The organism is Rhodoglobus vestalii, from assembly GCF_006788895.1.
GTDB lineage: Bacteria > Actinomycetota > Actinomycetes > Actinomycetales > Microbacteriaceae > Rhodoglobus > Rhodoglobus vestalii.
In genome coordinates this window covers 1,228,300-1,248,659 of the sequence record NZ_VFRA01000001.1, presented here as the reverse complement: position 1 = coordinate 1,248,659, position 20,360 = coordinate 1,228,300, and the positions used below count along the sequence as shown (strand labels likewise).

The 20,360-nt window shown below is 57.1% G+C and carries 23 protein-coding genes; 13 read left to right on the top strand and 10 right to left on the bottom strand.

What is annotated here, in order from left to right; translation table 11 throughout:
- Window positions 1-667: 667 nt before the first annotated feature.
- Window positions 668-1,447: a DNA-processing protein DprA gene (locus FB472_RS06005; protein ID WP_170192030.1), complete on the bottom strand. Its 780-nt coding sequence runs from the start codon at window positions 1,445-1,447 to the stop codon at window positions 668-670.
- A 1,395-nt stretch (window positions 1,448-2,842) separates the two neighbouring features.
- On the opposite strand from FB472_RS06005, the gene FB472_RS05990 reads away from it, so the two are divergent.
- Window positions 2,843-3,166: a hypothetical protein gene (locus FB472_RS05990; RefSeq protein WP_141990134.1), complete on the top strand. Its 324-nt coding sequence runs from the start codon at window positions 2,843-2,845 to the stop codon at window positions 3,164-3,166.
- Window positions 3,167-3,225: 59 nt separating this feature from the next.
- Here FB472_RS05990 and FB472_RS05985 read toward each other — a convergent pair whose 3' ends face one another.
- Window positions 3,226-3,660 (bottom strand): hydrogenase maturation nickel metallochaperone HypA, encoded by a 435-nt coding sequence (locus tag FB472_RS05985; protein ID WP_141990133.1) that lies wholly within the window; start codon window positions 3,658-3,660, stop codon window positions 3,226-3,228.
- 115 nt (window positions 3,661-3,775) lie between these two features.
- A complete protein-coding gene (locus tag FB472_RS05980; protein ID WP_141990132.1) occupies window positions 3,776-4,459 on the bottom strand; it encodes an SOS response-associated peptidase in 684 nt (227 codons plus the stop codon).
- Between the two features lie 239 nt (window positions 4,460-4,698).
- On the opposite strand from FB472_RS05980, the gene FB472_RS05975 reads away from it, so the two are divergent.
- The 4 genes from FB472_RS05975 (at window position 4,699) to FB472_RS05960 (ending at window position 8,973) form a co-directional block, all read left to right on the top strand.
- Window positions 4,699-4,917 carry a hypothetical protein gene (locus FB472_RS05975; protein WP_141990131.1) on the top strand — a complete coding sequence of 73 codons (219 nt, stop codon included), beginning with the start codon at window positions 4,699-4,701 and terminating at the stop codon, window positions 4,915-4,917.
- Between the two features lie 215 nt (window positions 4,918-5,132).
- Window positions 5,133-5,462, top strand: coding sequence for a hypothetical protein (locus FB472_RS05970; protein ID WP_141990130.1), 330 nt, complete (start codon window positions 5,133-5,135; stop codon window positions 5,460-5,462).
- A 262-nt stretch (window positions 5,463-5,724) separates the two neighbouring features.
- Complete coding sequence (locus tag FB472_RS05965; protein WP_141990129.1) at window positions 5,725-8,472, top strand: DNA methyltransferase; 2,748 nt, start codon at window positions 5,725-5,727, stop codon at window positions 8,470-8,472.
- Between the two features lie 276 nt (window positions 8,473-8,748).
- Window positions 8,749-8,973 (top strand): glutaredoxin domain-containing protein, encoded by a 225-nt coding sequence (locus tag FB472_RS05960; RefSeq protein ID WP_342775542.1) that lies wholly within the window; start codon window positions 8,749-8,751, stop codon window positions 8,971-8,973.
- A 78-nt stretch (window positions 8,974-9,051) separates the two neighbouring features.
- Here the strand turns inward: FB472_RS05960 and FB472_RS05955 are convergent, their stop codons facing one another.
- The 4 genes from FB472_RS05955 to FB472_RS05940 form a co-directional block, all read right to left on the bottom strand.
- Window positions 9,052-10,848: a DUF2326 domain-containing protein gene (locus FB472_RS05955; RefSeq protein ID WP_141990127.1), complete on the bottom strand. Its 1,797-nt coding sequence runs from the start codon at window positions 10,846-10,848 to the stop codon at window positions 9,052-9,054.
- A complete protein-coding gene (locus tag FB472_RS14550) occupies window positions 10,835-11,083 on the bottom strand; it encodes an ABC-three component system middle component 8 (protein ID WP_141990126.1) in 249 nt (82 codons plus the stop codon). Before FB472_RS14550 ends, FB472_RS05955 begins: the two co-directional genes overlap by 14 nt.
- Window positions 11,067-12,038 (bottom strand): ABC-three component system protein, encoded by a 972-nt coding sequence (locus tag FB472_RS05945; protein WP_141990125.1) that lies wholly within the window; start codon window positions 12,036-12,038, stop codon window positions 11,067-11,069. The genes FB472_RS14550 and FB472_RS05945 overlap by 17 nt, the downstream gene beginning before the upstream one ends.
- A 97-nt stretch (window positions 12,039-12,135) precedes the next feature.
- Complete coding sequence (locus tag FB472_RS05940; RefSeq protein ID WP_141990124.1) at window positions 12,136-12,426, bottom strand: hypothetical protein; 291 nt, start codon at window positions 12,424-12,426, stop codon at window positions 12,136-12,138.
- Window positions 12,427-12,900: 474 nt separating this feature from the next.
- Between FB472_RS05940 and FB472_RS05935 the strand changes: the two genes are divergently transcribed.
- Window positions 12,901-14,157, top strand: coding sequence for a hypothetical protein (locus FB472_RS05935; RefSeq protein ID WP_141990123.1), 1,257 nt, complete (start codon window positions 12,901-12,903; stop codon window positions 14,155-14,157).
- A 735-nt stretch (window positions 14,158-14,892) separates the two neighbouring features.
- Window positions 14,893-15,411: a hypothetical protein gene (locus tag FB472_RS05930; RefSeq protein ID WP_141990122.1), complete on the top strand. Its 519-nt coding sequence runs from the start codon at window positions 14,893-14,895 to the stop codon at window positions 15,409-15,411.
- 65 nt (window positions 15,412-15,476) lie between these two features.
- Here FB472_RS05930 and FB472_RS05925 read toward each other — a convergent pair whose 3' ends face one another.
- Window positions 15,477-16,037: a recombinase family protein gene (locus FB472_RS05925; RefSeq protein ID WP_141990121.1), complete on the bottom strand. Its 561-nt coding sequence runs from the start codon at window positions 16,035-16,037 to the stop codon at window positions 15,477-15,479.
- A gap of 429 nt (window positions 16,038-16,466) precedes the next feature.
- Between FB472_RS05925 and FB472_RS05920 the strand changes: the two genes are divergently transcribed.
- From FB472_RS05920 to FB472_RS05905, 6 genes are all read left to right on the top strand, one after another.
- The gene (locus FB472_RS05920; protein ID WP_141990120.1) at window positions 16,467-17,441 is read left to right on the top strand and encodes a DUF3560 domain-containing protein; all 975 of its coding nucleotides are present in this window, start codon (window positions 16,467-16,469) and stop codon (window positions 17,439-17,441) included.
- A 425-nt stretch (window positions 17,442-17,866) separates the two neighbouring features.
- A complete protein-coding gene (locus tag FB472_RS13980) occupies window positions 17,867-18,010 on the top strand; it encodes a hypothetical protein (protein ID WP_170192029.1) in 144 nt (47 codons plus the stop codon).
- A 65-nt stretch (window positions 18,011-18,075) separates the two neighbouring features.
- Window positions 18,076-18,231, top strand: coding sequence for a hypothetical protein (locus FB472_RS13975; RefSeq protein ID WP_170192028.1), 156 nt, complete (start codon window positions 18,076-18,078; stop codon window positions 18,229-18,231).
- 122 nt (window positions 18,232-18,353) lie between these two features.
- Entirely contained in the window at window positions 18,354-18,617 is a 264-nt protein-coding gene (locus FB472_RS05915) for a hypothetical protein (protein WP_141990119.1), read from the top strand.
- 2 nt (window positions 18,618-18,619) lie between these two features.
- Window positions 18,620-18,958: a ribbon-helix-helix protein, CopG family gene (locus tag FB472_RS05910; RefSeq protein ID WP_141990118.1), complete on the top strand. Its 339-nt coding sequence runs from the start codon at window positions 18,620-18,622 to the stop codon at window positions 18,956-18,958.
- 46 nt (window positions 18,959-19,004) lie between these two features.
- Window positions 19,005-19,466: a hypothetical protein gene (locus FB472_RS05905; RefSeq protein ID WP_141990117.1), complete on the top strand. Its 462-nt coding sequence runs from the start codon at window positions 19,005-19,007 to the stop codon at window positions 19,464-19,466.
- 85 nt (window positions 19,467-19,551) lie between these two features.
- Here the strand turns inward: FB472_RS05905 and FB472_RS05900 are convergent, their stop codons facing one another.
- Both FB472_RS05900 and FB472_RS05895 read right to left on the bottom strand, forming a co-directional pair.
- On the bottom strand, window positions 19,552-19,860 hold the full coding sequence (locus FB472_RS05900; protein WP_141990116.1) for a hypothetical protein: 309 nt from the start codon (window positions 19,858-19,860) through the stop codon (window positions 19,552-19,554).
- Window positions 19,861-19,893: 33 nt separating this feature from the next.
- Window positions 19,894-20,148 (bottom strand): hypothetical protein, encoded by a 255-nt coding sequence (locus FB472_RS05895; protein WP_141990115.1) that lies wholly within the window; start codon window positions 20,146-20,148, stop codon window positions 19,894-19,896.
- Between the last annotated feature and the right edge of the window lie 212 nt (window positions 20,149-20,360).

Here is a 20,360-nt window from a genome sequence, read left to right as displayed (position 1 = left end):
GTCGGAGATAAGGGACCGTTCACACTACCTCTACCGGATGCGTCCCGAATCGAAGTCGCGGCCCCCGGGCGCCCGCGGATCGCGGTTGACCCGGTTCGATCTTCGACTCGAAAGAAAACGGTACTGAAGGAAAGCAACGAGCGCACGCGGCCAACATCTGATGCTCCTACACCGACTTATCTACGCTACGTGCGGAAAGAGACAAGGATCCGGGAAGACCAACAGAACCAACTCACGGTCGAGGCGAGACGCCTCAATAGGGCCAAGAAAAGCCAGGGAGCGCGGATCACTGAGAACTCCCTCATAAGGGTCGCGATTGACTTGCTCCTCGCCCAGATTGGCATCGCGGCCGGCGACGACGAGGACTCGATCCGCAAGTCAATGACGTCATGACCTGCGTAAATAACTGGGACGACGTATCCATCCTTGGTGACCGGCGGGCAGCCTTCAGGGGACTGCCCGCCGCGCCAGTATCTGACCAGTACTCGATACTCAAGGCCTGGTGAGGTTCTCCATCGCTGAGACCACTCATCGCGCACTCACCAGTGACACCGTGCTGATTTTCACTGCGCCCCGGGACGTAGTTCAATCAGCCCGCGTCAGCGCCCTCCCCTCAACGCGCCGTCACCGAAAAACCTGATGCAGGTGAGTAGGTGCGAAGACTTAATCACCGGAGCCTGTCGGCATCCTTGACGGAAGCGATTCGCACCATGCTGTGACGCAGATGCAGGTCGATGCTTCCCGCCGCAGTTTTGCTCATACTTGTTTGCGCCACGGTACCAACGGGACGGTTCATCGAAATAGCTGCCTCTGCAGTGCGAAGCGCGCCGGAGGATTTGCCGGCTTCTACGACTATTGTTTTGGTCGCTATTGCGGCCAGCAGTTGCTTGGCTCGGTGCTGCCCTCGAACCGTGACCGCGTTCGTAGGTGGCGATTCACTGATTCGCACCGAACCATCCACAACCTCAGTGCCGAGGAGCCCCTCCGCAGCGACGGTGATCGTTCTTCCTCGCATTGCGGCGGCGGCACTTAATGACAGCTGGTCGACACCCTGGGTCATTCCTGAAGCAATAACCCATCGCCGGTCGGCAAGACCGGTGGCCAACTCGATTGTCATGTGGATTGCTCCGGCAGTTGGGTCAGCGGTTCCCGTGATCGCAACTGCCGGGAGTTCAAGGACCGCCATGTCGCCCTGGGCAAAGAGCACTAGAGGCGCACTGCGCCGGAGTGCGCTCAACTGGCTCGGCCACTGAACATCTCTCGGTGTTAACACGTGCCCTCCGTTGCGGCTCATCGAGCGCAGCACATCCGCCACACGCTTTGCTGATGCAAGTGCGCGAATCCGCTGACGCACGAGATGCGACAAGGCAACGGGGCGATCTCGTCCATCGTGAACCGCCGCAACGAACGCAACGGGACCCCCGAGGATGTTGATTCCGATAGCCACAGTAGGATCCCCGCTGACCCCTGCACAGGCCAGGGCAATCCGAGCGATGGTGTCGTCATCGAGCACACACGACGTGGTCCCCATGGAAGGTGACAGCGAGTTGACACTCATAGTGAGCCACCCTCCTCAGATTTATCCCTTTTCTTGCCTTCGGGCAAAAGAGATCTAGCTCGACAGGATGAGGTGAAGTAGCGCACGGTTCGAGTGGTGAGAGCGACGAACCGAGGGCCCGTGCCCGCAGCCCGCATCTTCAGCAAATCCTCGACTGTCAGTTCAAGGAGCTCGGCTGTTTCAGCCGGCGTGAAGAAGTAGAGCTCATCCAGTTTTTCTCGTATAGCGGTAGCCATTACTCGCAGGCCTCACAGTTCAAGTCATCCATCGGGTCGACGGGCACTTGGTACTCGCCTACGTTCTCTGTTTCTCTTTGCATTTTCTTTATCCCTTCCCATGTCTTTTTCGACACAAAGTGCGAAAGGGCGCGACGGTGTGAATTCGCCAGTGACCGTGGAATACCGGAGTTCCGCGAGGATATGCCGCGAAAGCACTTGCGAAGAGAGGAATCGTGCTTACACTCACCTAGCGAAAACAGACAACGAAGTTGCTTTCAGACAGGAGCCTTCGGCTCACCAATTGCTCGTTATCAGCGAGCGTCGTTAGACCTTCTTGTGCTTGATCTTGGGTAGTAGCCATTGGTCACGAAGAGACGCAGCTCGGACGCCCGCACCACAGCTCCTTTCGCGGAAAACTTTGCTGCGCAAACTTTGGCCACGGTGCGTTGCACTGTCAGCGGATTCGAACTGTTGGGCGTCTTCAGCCAACAGGCGACAAACCCAAAGAGATCGCCATAAATAAGAAGCCAGAACCTGACGTCGACGAATACTTCGCACCCGTCGATCCGATCGAAGGTTCGCAGTGCGACAGCTGCCAGTAGGCAGCAAGTGCCCGCGTAGCAGCCGGCACTTTACGCTGAGAAGGCGTTAACGCGATTCCACTGCGGAGCCCCATACCCAGGCGCGGTGTGGTTCTCCGCTGATGGAGTTCCATTGAATGGCCACCGCTCGCTCTGTCCATGCCACTGCGTCCGCTTCCACCCGGAGGGCTCCGTCGGAGTATCGGACCCATGCCCAGACGGGGCGTGGGTTTCGTGTGCGAGTCAGGTCGAAACGACTCAATTCCAGCTCTTCGTCGTTCAATGAGTCCGGGACGCTCGATGCCATTATTCGCGCCATGATGCTCGCGTCCATTCGCTCATCGATCTGGCGCGCGTAGCGCCTGCTGCTGCCCACGACATCACCATAGGCGCGGCCGCCGACTAACTATCCACAGCTTCCGATTAAGGCCCCCACACGTATGCGCGGTGTCGCGCGCTTAGATGACAACGAAGTGGAGAGAGCCATGTCTCGGTACGTATTTGCAGATGAACAAGGGCAATCCTGGGCCGTGGGTTTCGATCCTTCGGTTGCCAGCTACTTTGCTCAGATTGACTCAACGAACGATGCCACTACTGTCATAGGCGATGGCTACGGCGAGATCCGCAGCGTTGACGAGTTGAAGAAGAAGCTGGAGCAGCGTGTGCAGCTGCCGGCGGCGATCGAAGATCAGCTTCGTGCGCGAGGACCTAAGACCGTTACTGACCTTCACGCCGCCCGTGCCCGCTCCCGAGTGCGCGGAATGGAGCAGCACATTTTCAAAACCACACACGACGGCATGGGTATCTAATCGCACGCAGAGTTCGGCACTGAACTGGCGGGCAGTCATGTAGTCGATGCTCCTCGTTTTTAGCGAGGACCAGGCTGCAGTTCAACTAGCCCGCAGTGCGGGCAAGTGATGGTTCCGGATTTCTCGAAGCGATCGCCTGGTCGCCACACACGTTCGCGCCCGCACGATGGGCATCTTGCGATGGGGGAGGTCATCTCGATTATCAGCGCACTGGCCTCGACAGCCTCTTTCATCGCCTGATCGTGAAGTTCCATCTCATGACCATCGGCCGGCCAATCACGAAGAACGGCATGGACCGCACCTGCTGAAACGAAAGTCCGCACAGGTCGATCAAGCTCGCGGGCCACGACGCGCACTACCCGCCGCCACTCATCGACTGAGACAGTCAATCCTTCGAGCCGCTGCGAGGCAGAGCCATCGGCCAGCAATGCTGCCCGGATGGTGGGCATCAACGGGTGAACAGGCTTGCCGTTTAGTCCGATGACCGTTCCCATCTATGCAGCCTAATTAGTGCCCGGGCTGTGCTGATTGAATCATCCAGTTTGGGGATAACCTGCGGGCTTTATCGGCTATTAGCGACGGGCAGCAGAATCATGAGGTTCTGATGGGTCAGGACATTCGCTCAATGAGGCGCTGGCTGTTTCCACTCAGCGGCGTGACCTGATGGGAAGTGAGCGCGCTTGCGATAGGAATTGCCGCCGCGACAGCGGCATCGACCAAAGTTTGATCGCCCACTGTCGTGGGCGCCGTCCATTCGTCCCAGAAATCGCGGGGGAGTGTCACCGGGTTTCGATCATGCAGATGCGCCAGCTCCGGAACTGTCGCCATTGTGAGGATCGTGGTTGAAAGCAACCACGCCTCATCCTCTTCCTTCGAAGGGTCTTTCCACCACGAGTAAAGCCCCGCGAATCCGAGCAGCTCGCCGGCCGGGTCGTAGATGTAGTTCAGTGTCTTCGTCTTGCCCTCGGTGACCCATTCGAAGTAGCCGGTCGCGGGCACGATTGCCCGCTTCGTCTTCACTGGGTTCTTCCATGTGGCTTTCTCGGTGATGTTCTCAGAGCGTGCGTTGAACGTGGGGAACTTCTGGGAGAGATCTTTCGCCCACGGAGCGACCAAGGACCACCGGGCAAGCTCGGCGCGGTGCCCGTGTTCCTCATCCTCGAAGAGGATCGGAATTTGAGTGGTGGGTTTGATGTTCCAGGACCCTGCCCATTGACGGTAGTCGCCGCCGGCGGCGACGTATTCCTCGATCAGAGCATTGACTTTGTCATCTAGAGCAAACCGTCCGCACATGCACATGAGGGTACCCCCATTGCCCCTTCACCTGGTGGGTAGATTCGCGACACCAATTTGTCTCTACGACCATAGTTCGCTCCCTCGGCTGCGACCCTGCGTTCGCTATTTGCAGACTCCTCCACTGCGTTCCCCCGCTTAGCAACCGCTCACGGAGGGCACTTCGCCTCCTCCACTCTCTATTGCTCTGCGTGCCAAATCGGCACCGCGAATCTGATAACCCAATAGAGAGAGGCACAATGGCTAACTCACAAGAAGAGACTTTCGCTCTAGTGACTGTCAGCACCACACTTTCCACCCGCGTGAGCGTGGGAAGAAAGTCCGAGCAGCTCGCAGGACGGGCGCTTGAGCTCGGGATGTATGGAGACATGGGTTTCCAACTTCTGTCGACGCTGAAGATCGAGGGTGAGGTATCAATCACGATCCTGGATACGCTCCAGCGTCGGAAGACGGAGTAGCAAGAACATCTAGGGGGTGGCTTTGGCCACCCCCTCAGCTCATATTTTTTCAAGCACTTCTTGCTCCCCAGGAGAATTGCTAAACTTTTGCAATGAAGGGTGTAATCACTTTCATTACCTCGGTTGTATGTGCGATGGTTCTCAATGGTTGCGCAACCCCACCCACCGCGCGACCGAGGGCTGAGACTGCTACGCCTTGTGTCGATTCTCCTGAAATGGTCGCCGCTGAAGACATGATGATGTTTGCCAGCAAAGATCAATCGGAAGTGCCGGTTTACGGCGAGGGTGAAAGCAGAACGAATAGAATTTTCGAACTGATGCAACGGGACGACCTCGCCGCGTCGAAAAATCCAAAAGGCGCTGGGGTCATTGTCTCTTTGGTCTATGGGGGAGATGGGGCGTTTGCTCGCGATACCGCACGCAGGACGGGCTGGTTGGTGCTCGACGGTGTGGTGTATCCCATCGACGTAGCCGAAGCTCAAGCCGTCGGTACTCTTAGCAGCGGTTACCCAGATCCGATCGAACAGGCTGCAGGACTAGGCTAGGACTACTTCGGGATGGAGGCCTACGGCCTCGAGGATTTTGTTTCGTATAACGCCGATGCGACCGCTGACTTCTACTCATTTCTCACGGAAGCGAACCAGCTTTGTCAACATCCCACACCATTCGGTTGAAGGATTAGCACGTGATGGTTCCGGATTTCTCGAGGATACTCCCGCCCATTGCCACGTCCGGGTTGAGCGCCCATTCGGCCACAAATAGCAAGTTCTTCTCTCGGGCGAGCTTAAGGTTCCCTAGACTCGCTGCGTGCGTAACTCATGGAACGAGATAACCGCTCGGGCGGAAAAATTTGCTATTGATTGGGCTGATGCCAGCTACGAGAAAGGCGAGTCCCAAACATTCTGGACTGAACTTCTAGAGGTTTTCGGAGTTAACCGGAAGCGGGCGGGAGGCTACTTTGAATATGCGGTGAAACTCGCCGGCAAGAAGTACGGCTTCATCGACATGTTCCTTCCGGGCAAACTGCTGATCGAACAGAAGAGCGCCGGGCGCGACCTTGGAAGCGCCCAAGGGCAGGCGCTCGGGTACCTCGATGGTCTTGTCGATTATGACCTACCCGAAGCCATCGTCGCCTGCGACTTTCAGACCTTCCAGATCCTGGATCTTTCAACCCGTGAGGTGACGAGTTTCGCTCTTGCCGACCTCCACAAGCACGTTCGACACTTCGGCATCCTGATTGACGAGGCCCCCCAAAAGTACGAGGAGCAGAACCCGGTCAACCGCGAGGCGGCCGAACGCATGGCAGCCCTGCACAACGTCTTGGCCAACGCAGGTTACGTTGGTCACAAACTCGAAATATTGCTGGTTCGCCTGGTTTTCTGCCTCTTCGCAGAAGACTCAAACATCTTCGAGGCCAACCAGTTCAAGAATTTTGTCCGCAACCGGACGCACGACGACGGTACCGATCTAGGCCCACGTCTCAACAAGCTGTTTGAGGTACTAAACACCCCGCTGCACGAGCGTTCCTCGATGCTGGACGAAGACATCGCCGCTTTCCCCTACATCAATGGGGGCCTGTTTGCCGAAACAACCGTTGCCGCCGACTTTGATGCCACCTTGCGGCTTACTCTTCTCCAAGCCAGCAAGCCCGACTGGTCCAAGGTGTCGCCGGCGATATTTGGAGCAATGTTCCAAGGCGTCATGGATGACAAGAAACGCCACGACGTCGGCGCTCACTATACGAGCGAGGAAAACATTCTGCGGGTCATCAAGCCTCTCTTCCTCGATGACCTGTACGCGGAATTCGAACCATTGGCGCGCCGCCGCGTCAGAACAATGCAGGAGAAGCCCGAAGACGCCCGCGTACGCGACCGCCGACTTGCGCGACTAAAGGAATTCCACGAGAAGATCGCAACTTTGAACTTCCTTGACCCGGCTTGTGGCTGCGGAAACTTCCTCGTCATCGCCTACCGTGAGCTGCGGCGACTGGAGCACCGTGTGGTGGCAGCAATGTCGGAGGGCACCACGCTGGTCGACGTTCGTGAATTATTGAGAGTCCGTGTCGAACAGTTCCACGGGATGGAAATTGAAGAGTTCCCTGCTCTCATCGCCCGCACGGCACTGTGGCTGACCGACCACCAAATGAATCGTGAAGCAAGCGCCCAGCTGGGAATGCACTACACGCGGCTCCCCCTCTCTGACGGTGGCGACATCCACTGGTCAAACGCCCTCACCCAGTCGTGGGTCGATATGTTCGATCCAGCCCAGATTGACTACATCATGGGCAACCCACCTTTCAATGGCTCTAGGACTATGGAAAAGAGCCAAAAGGCCGAGGTCCGCACTATAGCGAAGGGTCTCAAACAGGCCGGCTTCCTCGACTACGTCACCGCCTGGTATCTCTTAGCGGACAGATTTCTCGAGAAGAACCCGGCTATCGAGGTCGCGTTTGTCTCCACAAATTCGATAAGCCAGGGCGAGCAGCCATCAATCTTCTGGCCAAAACTCTTCAGTACCGGCGTGCACATCAATTTCGCACACCGCACGTTCAGATGGTCAAACGGGGCGTCAGGGCAGGCTCATGTCTACTGCGTGATCATCGGCTTCGCGCGCAAGTCACGCCCACAGAAGCAAATCTTCGACTACCCAGACGTCAAGGGCGAGCCGGTTTTGCAACTTGTTGACTCCATCAACCCATACTTGGTTGAAGGTGATGAGTACGTCGTTTCAAACCGCCAGACGCAAATATCCGGTCAGCTAAGCATGTCGTTTGGGAACATGGCGGCCGACGGCGGACGACTACTTTTCACAGCGGCACAGCGCGACGAGTTTTTAGAGAAAGAGCCTGCCGCGGAGAAGTGGATGAAACCCTGTTGGGATGCGAACGCGCTAATCCAACGCCAACCCAGGTACTGCCTGTGGCTCGTTGGCATCAGCCCTACCGAGCTGAAGGCGCTCCCCTTGGTCTACGAACGCGTAGCAGAGACACAGATTATTCGGGCGAAGTCATCACGTCCCGCACTCGCCTCCATCCCGCATCTTTTCGCGCAGGTCACTCAATCACCCGATCACAGGTTCCTGTTGATCCCACGTCACTCGAGCGAGTCCCGTCGCTACATTCCCATGGGCTTTCTTGAGGAGGGCAACGTCTGCACTGATGCTTGTGTGGCTGTCCAGGATGCGAGCCTTTCTCTTTTCGCTATTTTGACCAGTGAGATGCATATGGACTGGATGCGCCTTGTCGGTGGGCGGCTTGAGGGGCGGTACCGCTATTCAAAAGACGTGGTCTACAACAACTTCGTTTTTCCGAAGACAACGCCGGATCAGACTGCCGACCTCGAAAGGCTTGGCCAAGCTGTGTTGGATGCTCGTGAGCTCTACCGTAACGACTCCCTAGCCACGCTTTACGATGACGTGCTCATGCCGCCCGAACTGCGCAAGGCACATTCGGCGATCGACGCTTACGTGGACCATCTGTATCGCGACGAGCCTTTTAACGGGTGGGACGATCGAGTCAAGATGCTGCTCGACATGCACGAGGTTCTGGAGGCGTAACCTTCCCTGTAAACGCGTACAGAACCGCTGACGCCTTCTGAAGAAGGCGTAGGTTCACGTCCGGTAGCGGATCCACAAATGGTGCTGGGCGGGCGGGGCAGCCTTCTCTCTAGATCGCTGTTTGGCACAATGGCGTCTTGCAACCCATAGGTTGCGAGGCGTCTCGTCGGGTCCCACTAGGGGACCCGGAGATAGAGCTTTCACGCGCGCTATGGCGATTTCTTGCGCCAGTTCAGCTCCGAGCCTGCGCTGCAGCTAGCGGTTTGGAATCCCGTCGTGAGGGTCAGGCAAAGCGACAGCAGCCCCGGGTGCCAGCCGTACCGGATGACGAAGATGAAGCTCGACCAGGAGGGCGTCAGCTACACCGTCATTGACCTCTCACAAGACGCCGCCGCGGTGGAGCACATCAAGACGCTGGGACACCTGCAAGCCCCCGTCGTTGAGACAGACCCCACGAGCTGGTCAGGCTTTCGCCCCGACCTGAACACGACCCTCAGCTAAGTACCTCCACGCTACGACGGCACCCCTGGGAAGCCCAGAAGCCGTAAACGCTCGCACATCACAGGTTTGCTGTCAGCGCTACCACGAGGTCATTTTGAAGAGACGTCCAGATTCATCGACGTCATGAAGTCGGAGAATGACCTCATCGTCCGTGAAAGTGACGCCTTGCTCGTTTTCAGGCGGGACATCAGCATCAATAAGGGTCACGATCTGCTGGATCCCGATTTCGCTGTATTTTCTCATTACCGCGAGGAGCTTTCCCTTCGTCCTGGGGTCCAAGGTCTCGAATGCCCCATCGTGGAAGACAAACTCGGGGTAGCCCGTGTCTTGGTGCGCCCGCAAAATTGCAAGATCGAAGGCGATGCAGAGAAGTTTCTTATAGGTGTTTCCACGGTCGGCACTCGTAGCCGTCCCCGCGGAGTTTAAGATTTCTGCCCTGAACTCTGGATGCGATTCGGAGTTTAAACTTACCGTCAAAAGCGCACCTTGGTCGATGACGCTGGACACGATTCCGTCAAAGAGAAGGCGAATTGTGGTGAATAGACCTGATGCGTCCGCCGCGTTGGCGGCCTCTACTTCTCGTTCCCAAGCGGTGCCGAGATGGGTGAGGCGCTCCGAAGTTTCCCGAATCTCTCCACGAAGCTGCTGTAGGCGATGAATGTGTTCCCGTTGCCGGGTGAGCGACACTATGTCAGCCCTTAGTTCAATTAGCTGGTCGGATACCGTCTTGTACTTCTTGAAAACGTCGGTGTCACCGAGGAACTCCAGTGACGATGCGCGCTCCGCGCCGAGTTCGTTGAGCCGGACATTGATTTCATCTAGAGATGCATCTATTTGTCCGAGCTCCTCTCGGAGATATTGGTTCCGTTCGTCCGTGATGGCGCGATTGAAAGCCACCAGCTGGTTGAAGTCCTTTTTGATCTGACCGGTGAAGAGGACGCCGACTTCTGTGAAGATCCGTGTTGCGCTCTCAACGTCGAACATGAGCGCGTCCGCCTCGAGAGAGGCCAAGAGGCGTTTTCGGTTGAAGCCGAGCGAATACCGGTCAGCGTTTAGCTCCGAAATTTGCTCGTCTATCTCATCTACTAAGCGTTTAGTGGCGTCTCGATCTTGGTCGCGGAAGTCGAAGGAGTCGAGGAGTTTTTGTTGCCTGTCGACGTCACTCTGACGGAGCAGCAGCAAACCCTCTATTTTGCTGAGGTCCTCTACCGAGCCCCCAAGCTCACGTTGAACTATCTTCTCTGTGGCTCTCAACTCTTCGACTGCATTTTCCGCCGCGTAATAGTCCTTCAGAAGTGATGAGTCGAATCCGAGGATGTGGGCAATGTAGGGCTTCCAGTCGGCGTGTGCGGACGCGAAATGAGCAAGTTGGAAGACGTCTCGATAGTCGCGCTGTGAACGAATCAGGTATCCGAGACCCTTTCGAAAGTCCCACGGTTTGACTGCGGCCAGGTCGAGCATGCCGTCGAGCAGCGTGCGGGACCGGTCAAAGGACGCACGCCAGTGGTCCCAGTCCTCTTCCCCTAGATCGACCAGGTTGGCTCCACGCGTCACGTGCCTTTTAAACGACGCCTTGCTCGGTTCTGATACTGCGCGCCGTACGGTCACGTAGTAACCGGGCCTCAGTTCAATCTCTAGAAAAAAGACAAACGACGAAAATAGCTTGGGGTTCTTGAACAGGAACATCTCTTTGTGGCGACGGGCGAGAAGGCAGAAATCAATGACCTGACCCAACGTCGTCTTGCCCAAGTTGTGCGTGTTCTTCTTCTGGTTTTCCGGGAGCTTGATCTCAGCCAAAACCACATTCAGCCCATCGGAGAAAGCTATTGGGCTAAAGAGATCATCGTGGTTGCTGTAGAGCTTAGAGAGCTTCATTTGGCCCTACGTATTCGAAGGAATCGGTCTTTGATCGGTACTCGACAAGTCCCAGAACGAAAAGAAAATTGACAGCCGGCATGAAGAGAACGTCCCCGCCACTCACTTTTGTTTTCGAGATGGAGACAAGCTCTGCATGGGAGGAGACCCGCTCATTACGCAGCTTGGCAAGGAGTATGAGTGAGACATTCAAAACTGTTTGATCCGGGTGGGCGTGCTTAGAGGGTTTCAGCATCGTCTGCCTCCCGACCTATGTCGCAATTCCAGTACATGTAGAAGAGCAAAGACCGCGTTAGGCGCTTGTGGGTGCGTTGCCGGAGAACGGCGTCGCGGGCGTACAGAAGATCGAGTAGATAGTTGAGAACGTCGTCGAAGCTCTGGTAGTCCTTACGCTTCGCGATTATCTTCAGCTGAATCTCGTCCACAGTGGCTTCGTAAAGGTCCAGGAGTTCAGCGTTTTCGGGCGCCGCAAGGAAGCTCCGGATCTGAGCTTCGTCAACCATCACTAATCGGCGTAGCTCGGTCGAGTACTCGGCCGTCATTCCGTTTATCCGATTCTTCTCAACCAGAGGCGTGCGCTCAACCGGGGCGTCGTCGATCGTCGCTGTGATGAGATCACGTTGAGACGCAAAGGCTGTCACGATTTCGGCCAATTCGTCTGGACTCACAATTAAAGGCGAGTCGATTGGGTCAAGGTTTGCGATCTTGACAAGACCTTTGAATTTACGAAGCCATATCTCTAGTTGTTCTAGGCCACAGATGTAAACCGAGGAGCTGGGGATTCCGCAGGCTGTAGAGATCTCAGATCGAATGTCGGATTCGACTCCGGCACTTAGCCGGCGGTTGGCGAAGAGCATGTAGTGGTCAAGATCTCCGTCATCCTTCAACTTCTTGACCTTTGGAAGCTCAAGCGCGAGAACACTGGTCTTGCTCTGTTTGCTGAAGAAGTCGGTTTCGTTGAAGGCGCGGTTTAGGCCATTTGTGTGCTTCGCCTGGACGACTACCCGCCCGTTCCATGGGTTGGAGCTGCTTGGCATCAACTGGGCGGTGCCCTCGAATCTGGCGTCTCGGCCACTGTCAGCACCGTCCGCGAATCCCTGGACGGCGATGCCGAGGAGTTCTTGGCAGATGAGCACGACGAGTTCTTCGAACTGCTGTGGGTACAGATCCTCGTAGGCGAAGCGAGTCACAGTTCCCCAATCTGTCGCGAGACGCGTATGTCGGCCGACGGCACGTTAACGTAGGCGCATCTCATTCTGTCATCTGCAGGTGCGTGACCCGGGGATCTCAGACCCTCACCCCACCACTGAACCCTTGACAGTGGAAGAGCCGGCGTTCGTCATCCGTGAGGCTGTCGCAGGCAAGGTTCACGCCGAGGGGTTTCTCTGGGTCGCGCACATCCTGGACGGACAGGCTCTGGTAGAGCTGCGCTGTGGTCCCCAAGGTGAGGTTCAGCAGGCGAAAAATGAACGTTTTACCTACGTCGTTTGCGCCGACGATTACGATGCGTCCTCTGACCTCAAGGTCAAGATCTAGGCGTCGCGCGTAGATCTCCATCTGAATCCGAGTAAGACGCATGACGGTTTCGCCTTCTGTGGGGCCGGTCGTCCGACATTGGCCATGCGAGTGTTGCTCGGATGCACGAGCCTATGGTGCCTCTCGGCTGGCCGCAGCTGGATCTCCTCCCGAGACACCGACGTGCGCTGATTATCGGCGATCAACGTGTGTCGGCCTCGGGTTCACGCTTCGAGGGACCTACGGCTGCAACGTCCTCAGTGCACGGGTAGTCGCTAATCGCGCTGGAGAAATACTCCATGACGGACGAGAAGCCTTTCTTAGTGACGCAGTACCGTTCTCTGTCTTGCATCCCTACCGTTGTAAACCGCCTGTAGCCGTGAGATGACACCGCTTGGTCTGGTCGGCGCAGGTTCCATTGAGGTGACGTCGCTCTGCTTGGCTCTCGAATTGCGTTCCTTGGCGATCTGTAGACCTGAATGAACGCCATATTTGGTAACATCATCTAGCCCAAGCGCGTACTTCCAAGGAGTTCTCATGTTGCGTCCCTTTTCTGCACTAGCGAGCTCCCTCGCGATTGTGCTGGTGCTGTCTGCTTGTACTGCCCCGACTGAGGAAACCTCCCCCTCGGAGGAGGCCAGTGAACTCGCCATTGTGCGGATGGATCAGCCGGACATCAATTCAGATCTAGCGAACACGTCCGTGAGTGGCAGTGTGGGGACGTTTGAGGGAACGGGCGGTTATACCTTCGCTGTGACATTCACCATGGCTGTCACGGATGTGAGCTCGTCCGCCACAAATGCGGCTCCCGGGAGGACCGATGTGGCGTGGTCGATTCCGATCGCGATAACCGCAACGAATACAACTGCCGGAAGAAACTCCGACTGGGCGAATATGAACAACCTCAGCGTGAGCGGATGGTGGCCTACCAGCTCGCCGCTGTGCTCCGGAGAGACCGTTGCCGAGAACGGAAGGCAGCTCGCCTATGGAACAGTAGGTGACTTCTGCTGGATCCTTTTCAGAAACCTGCAGGGAGCGAGCGGCGCATTCGACGTCGGCGGGACAAACAGTCTGACCGGTGACGTTGTAGAGAACGTCACGGCAGACGAGTCGAGCACCCAAGCGATCGTTGCTGACATCGCAAATGGCCCCGCGACATGGACCGTTTCGAACACCTCCAACTCCTCGGTCTGCGATGCGATCGTCTGGGCATCCAACGGCTCGGTGCCAGATTGTGTGCCTGCCGGGGTCGTGGGGGCTGCGCCCGGCTTCGACGCGGACATTGACCAGGCGCTCTCCCGGCTGGGCACCCTCGTGGAGGGCAAAGACGAAATAGCCGACCTTTCAGCGTGCCCGTTCGCTGCCTCCCCAATTGATCTCGTCCCTGGATTGGCTGCCGAATCCATTCAAGGTGACGAGTGGTCCTCCAGCTATGTCGCCATTCAGTCGGACGCCTCTGCCGACGTAACAGGTGCCTCCTGCAATGCCGGTGGGATGATCCTCACCGCCAACAACGTGTCGAACGTGAGAGATGCTGAGCAATATCTCGCCAACAATGGTTTCGACCCTATGTCTAACCCAGCGAGTCTCTATGGTGGCACCGTTCACGTAGGGCCGACGTCAATAACGCCGGCAGACGACGATTCCTATGAAGTAATGCAGTTCGCATGGGTCGCGGACGGACTAGCGATTGAAGGGCGCCTCGTGCGCGCAACTCCGGACCAGACGCTGGCCTGGCTGCGCCTAAATCTCAATTCGATAGTCAACTATCTCGCCCAAGCAACCATTTCGTAGTCAACTGTCCGTGTCTCATAACCCTAGGGATGCGGAGCGTCTCATCCCGCGGCGGAAACGGGGATTGGCAGATAGCGCACTTCTGCGGCGCTGCGGCACACGGCGAGTCTCGCAACTATGTAGCGAAACCTGACGCTTGAATCTGAGTGCTATAGGTCGGTTGCGAGACACTCTAAGTAACCTCGTGGTGAGGCTGCTTCGGTATCTCGTGTGCCGTAAGCCGATCCGTAAATGGCATGAATCCACGCCGCTGAGAACGCTCGATTAACACCTGGTCTCCGCATTTCCGAAATGCCGTACAGGGTGTCCGTCATGGATTCCCGTAAGGGGCACCTTATGTGACGTAGCGAAGCCGTGACAGTAATTCGCGGCATGCACGCCACTATTGGTGCGCATTATTGGTGGCCTGGCTGAAGAATTGAGAAGTCGTCTGATGGCAAACAGCGAATTCTCGCACCAGTGCTGCCTTTGGTGGCTCAGCAGAAGCGCGCTTTACGAGGTCGATCTCCAGCGGCGACGTCCCGTTGACGGGGGACAGCGCGCTCTGTCAATGTGCGGTAACTTAGCGAAATGATATCCCGCCTTTCCCTCACTGCGGCCGCGCTAGCGGGCATCTCTCTCGCGTTAGCTCTAGCAGCGTGTACCTCGGGGCCCGCATCGCCGTCGGCGACCACTGACACAGTTGCTCTCGCTGGGTTCGCTCCTCTAGAGCTCCTCCCAACGGAGGAAGAAGTCATGGAGAATTTTGGCGACGGATACAAAGAGTACAGCACCTCGATTTTCACAGTATCGGAAATTCCCGAGGACAAACACAATTATGATCCCGCTGTTTTCGGTGTTAATTGTGCCGCTGCGCTGAACGCAGTCGGGGGATTCCCGCTGGATCCCGACCTGGAAATGGACGCAGCGACCTCCGTCTACGAAGCAGGAGAGGGAAAGCAAGTGTTGTGGTACATCGGGAGAGAACCGATTGGTTCAACTGATTTTGCTGACCACGTGAACGTTTACACCACATGTAGTGAGTCCGATGTGTCTGAAGATCTTGGAGCACCTGTGGTCAATAAGTCGACAGTTGCGAACGCCTTCGGTTGGGAAGATTTCGGGTTTCGCAGCGGTGGCAGTGTCGGAAAATTAGCCGCCATTCAAATCGGAGACTTCGTGCTAGTCACCATGTCTGAATCGTCCGCGCTTGAGGCAGACCAGCTCTTGCAGTTCCAGATCGATAGATTTGTGAGCCGTTTGCCCACGGAGTAAATCAAAATGGCTTCGGCCGCGTCGCGCTAATCCTGGCTGCGCATGTCCTTTGGCGGTATCGAGAACTAGTGGTGGTCTGGTTGGAGGTACTCGTAGATCGTCTGACGGCTGACGCCGAATTCTCGGGCTAGTGCTGCTTTCGCTTCACCTGCAGCAGAACGCCTCGCAACCTCGGCTGCTTGCTCATCATTCAAGGCCTTGCTTCGTCCTTTGTAAACGCCAGCCTTTTTGGCCAGTGTGATGCCTTCGCGCTGTCGCTCACGAATGAGGGCGCGCTCGAATTCAGCGAACGCTCCCATCACGGAAAGTAAGAACGTGGCCATCGCGGTGTCGTCGCCAGTGAAGGTCAAGTTCTCCTTCACGAATCGAACCTGCACCTTCTTGTCGGTGAGCTGTCGAACGATCGCTCGAAGATCGTCGAGGTTCCGAGCCAAGCGGTCCATCGAATGAACCAAGACGGTGTCGCCGTCGCGAGCGAAGTCGATCAGCTTCGCCAGCTCCGGGCGGTTCTGGTCTTTCCCTGACGCTTTGTCCGTGAACACGCGGTCGAACTGTTCGCCGTCGAGCTGCCGGATAGTGTTCTGGTCCAGCGTGCTGACCCGTATGTATCCAAAGGTTTGAGTCACTGTTCCCCGCCTCAATAGTGTCAAGGGAACTCTAAGACGTTGGTGGGAGAGTGTCAAGAAAACGAATTAGAGCCTCAACTTGACACGTCTTTATTGGGGGAGTGGCGGCTCGCCTTTACGTCTGTTTGGGGTGTACCTCAAATAGACGTCACAGCAAGTCTCAATCGACGGCGTAGCGCCGCAGTTCCTCCGGTGAGCTGGCGCTCACATTTTTGCCAAAGCGCTCTGCGAGCGATTGTACGGTCGGCTTCACGAAACACAAACGGCATTCTGCCGTCAGCTCCTCCGAAGATTTTTGGCGCGCGGTCGCAAGCTCCCTTATCTCGCTCCAAAATTCTTCGCCCCGCAGCCCTACGGGTTGTGTTGCGCTTCACCTCCCATCGGCACTGAGTGCCGCTTTGGCAAAAAAACGTGGAAGAGAAGAAGAACATGCTGATAATCACCCATTCACACGAGACCGGAACCATGATCGAGGGAACAGTGCGCGGAGACGGAACCGCCGAAATCTTGAAGGCTCAGCGCTGGCGCTGGGGGCGTAGCATCGCAGCGTGGTTCGTACCGCAGAGCCGCGACCGCCTGCCGAAGTGGCCCACCATCAACGCCACCGCCGCAGCATTACGCGCGGCAGGGTTCGAGGTTGCCACAAAGATTGACGAGGCCACCCGCTCCACAGCCGAAGTAGAGGCGGGAAAAATTGAGCGCCAAGAACAGCGCGCGGGCGCGCTCGATTCCAAAGCAGACCGCAAAGCCACCGTCGCAGACCAGGCACAAGCGCGTGCAGACCGGGCACACGATTCTCTGCCCGAGGGAGGCGAGCCAATCAAGGTAGGCCACCACTCAGAGAACAGGCACCGTAACGCGATCGAAAAAGCACACAACACACAGGGCCGGGCAATCGAAGCAGGAAACGACGCGACAGAAGCCGCCCGACGAGCCGAAACAGCACAGCACACCACCGGCGCCCGCTACAGCGTGCAGACCGTAGCTAACCGCATCAAAAAGTTGGAAGCAGACACCCGACGCACTCAACGCCACATCACTGGCAAGCGCGACTGGATTACCAACGATGCCGGGCAAAGTGAGTTCAGTGCCGAACCAATCGCCGCTACCGGCGCATATCTCGACCGTCTCACCATTCTGTTGGCAGAGCAGCAAGACCAGCTCACCTACTGGCTGCAAGTTCGCGCTGACCAGATCGCCGGAGGCACAGCCACCAACTACACCCGCGAAACAATCAGCAAGGGCGACTTTGTGAGGCACCGTTTCGGATGGGCAGAGGTGGCACGAGTCAACGCCAAATCAGTCTCGATCCGCACAGAGTACAGCTGGACTGACACTCTCGAATACGAAGCCATCAAAGAAGTAAAAACAGCCGCTGAAATGGGCAGTCAAGCCGCGAGCTAGGCACGTCTGGTTCTAGCAGTCTCCCTCAACCGATAGAGACTGCTAGAACCAAATGTGCGAGAGGGCGCTGCCCCCTCGCGCTCCCCGACGCGCAAACCACGACTCAGCCACAATGCAGAGAACGTCACGCCGGCAACAGGTGCAAGCCGGCAAGACTACATTGACGGCGTAACGCCGCAGTCTGTCTGGTGAGCTGGCGCTCACATTTTTGCCAAAGCGCTCTGTGAGCGATTGTACGGTCGGCTTTACTCCACACAAACGGCAGTCTGCCGTCAGCTCCTCCGAAGAGTTTTGGTACGCGGTCGCTGCGCTCCCTTATTTCGCACCAAAATTCTTCGCCCCGCGCCCTACGGGTTGTGTTGCGCTTCGCCTTCCATCGGCACTAAGTGCCGCTTTGGCAAAAAAATATGGAAGAGAAAAAGAACATGAAAAACATCGCAATCATCGTCCAGACTCGCCACGTTGAGCTAGACGGAACCGCCACACCGGGTCACACCATCGCCGCAGCAGATGAATACATCGTGCCGGTAAATCCAGCAGACGAAACACAGCGCGACAGCTGCCAGTAGTGACGCTGCCTATTTCGGATTAGGCACCGGAACCCTCGCCTGCCTCAACCTCAGAAAGAAACCCCATGGACAATCAAGAAAACTTCGGCCCCGAACCGATCAGCGCTGAGAAAGCAAATCTACAGAACGCAATCGACACGTTCGAGAAAGAGATCCACGCGCACCGTGGTGACCTTCACGCCGCAGCGATCGAAGTCTTCCGAATGATGACCGGCAATTGAAACAAGTCGCAGGCGGCCGACAGTGGGGGGAGCGCCACGCGCACCCTCCACTTATCAGCGCTGCCGTGGTCGTATACAACATGACCCTATATTGTAGCCGCATTTCGTGCTACAATATAGGCATGGGAGTTGAGTGGACACGAAGCGCTGAGAAGCACGGAGTATCACGAGAAGATGCGCTCTACGCGCTGATGAACTACGAGGGCTCAGCGGAGATCGAGGGGGAGCAAGGCGAGACAACCATCGTCTATATCGGGCACCCACATGCACAGACTGATCGATACATTGAAGTGATCGCCGCCCACAGAGTGCCGCGCACCATCGTTATCTTTCACGCCATGCCCCTGACCGACCTGTTCCGCCACCTACTGCACGAAGGAGAATAAAGATGAGTACCAAATACGAAGAACTAGCTGCCCGCGCCGAGCGTGGCGAGCTAGTAGTGAAGCCAGGAACCGTGCGTCGCGGTGACGCCGCAGCACACGACGAGATCCAGCGCCTTGTGATGGAAGCGACTGGCGCGAGCACAGTGCAAGAAGCCGCCAACATTGCCGTTGGCCGGCCGCGCGTGGGCGCGAAGGGCGGGCAGTCGCCCGTCGTGCGCGCACGAGTGCCCCAATCCCTCAAAGAGCGCGTGGCCGCTCTTGCAGAGCGGGAACAGCGCGCAGAGTCAGACATCGTGCGCGAAGCCGTGGCAGCCTACGTCGAAATGCGGCAAGTTTCTTGACGCAGATCATCTAACAACGCTCAAACGCTTACGGAGAGGACACCCCATGACACAGCTCACCAGCGAGGCACGCGCCACGCTCCGAAATGCCGGATTCACATCGAGCCAATGGGCTCGACTGCACGGCTACTCAGGTGCGACAGATTGGCGCGGCGACGTGTGCGGATGCACCGATGATCGCTGCATCGGGCATCACCACGACGCCACCGACGCGTGCGGGTGCCTCCCTGCGCTGATCGAGGACCACCGCCGACAGCAGCGAGCAAGCGCAGCTGGGCGCGAGGTCTGGGCCGCACACGTGCACGCAACCGAGACTGGCACGGAAGAGGATCGCGCCACCGCCGGCGAGCTGGCCAGCTCATGGATCACTGAGTATCACCCAAACGCAATCTCGCACTCGCTCACTGAATCTCCCAAAGGCATCACCTGCCGCAACCATTGGAACGAAACGACGTGGCTCATCTTCGACGCCGAGCGCGGTCAGGTGTCGACCGAAGCGATGTCATGACAATCGCGCTGCTGCCGCTTGGTGGCACCTAAATGTTGTTTCATCGCTCGCTTGACACCATCGCGAAGACAGTGCAAATGGGGTGTCAGCGCGATTCAACAGCCGAACCCCACACCCAAGCGTGGTGCGATTTGCCGCCAACAACATCCCATTCAATAGCGACAGCTCGTTCAGTCCAGGCGATCGCCATTGCGTCGACGCGCAGCGATCCGTCGGCATAGCGAACCCACGCCCGAACAGGTCTCGGGTTGCGTGTCTTGGTCAGATCGAAGCGGTTCAGTTCCAGCTCGTCGTCCCTGAGGGACTCGGGAGCGCTTGATTCCATAATGCGGGCAAGGATGCCGTCATCCATTCGCGCATCAACATGGTGTGCGTACCTTCTGTTGCTACCCACGGTATCGCCATAAAGGTGGCCACCGACCTCCAGTTAGGAGCTCGCCACAATAAATTCAGGCCCGTTGCCGCTAAGCGGTGCAACCTGGTGGAACGCTAAGGAGCTCGCGAGAGGGATAGCAGCTGCAACAGCAGCATCGACCAATGTTTGATCGCCGACAGCGTCCGGTGGTGCCCACTCGTCCCAAAACTCGCGGGGGAGTGTGACCGGGTTTCGATCATCCGGTGCGGCGACGGGAATAGCAACCCGGATATTCTTCTGGATGCTAAGGAATTCTAGAGTGGACATCCCACATACTCTGATTGTGATTGTGGAACCAGCGGTGCAGCCGTAGCGTAAGACACTTGACCTTGGGTGAGCCCTAGTTTGCCTCATCTTGGGCCGCAGGTGATCAATTCGACCACAGCCAGCGGCTCGCAAAAACCGTATGCCGCCTCAACGTCGACAAATCTTCGCCTACAAGCAGTCGATAGTCGGTATTCTCGCCTAATGGATGAAAG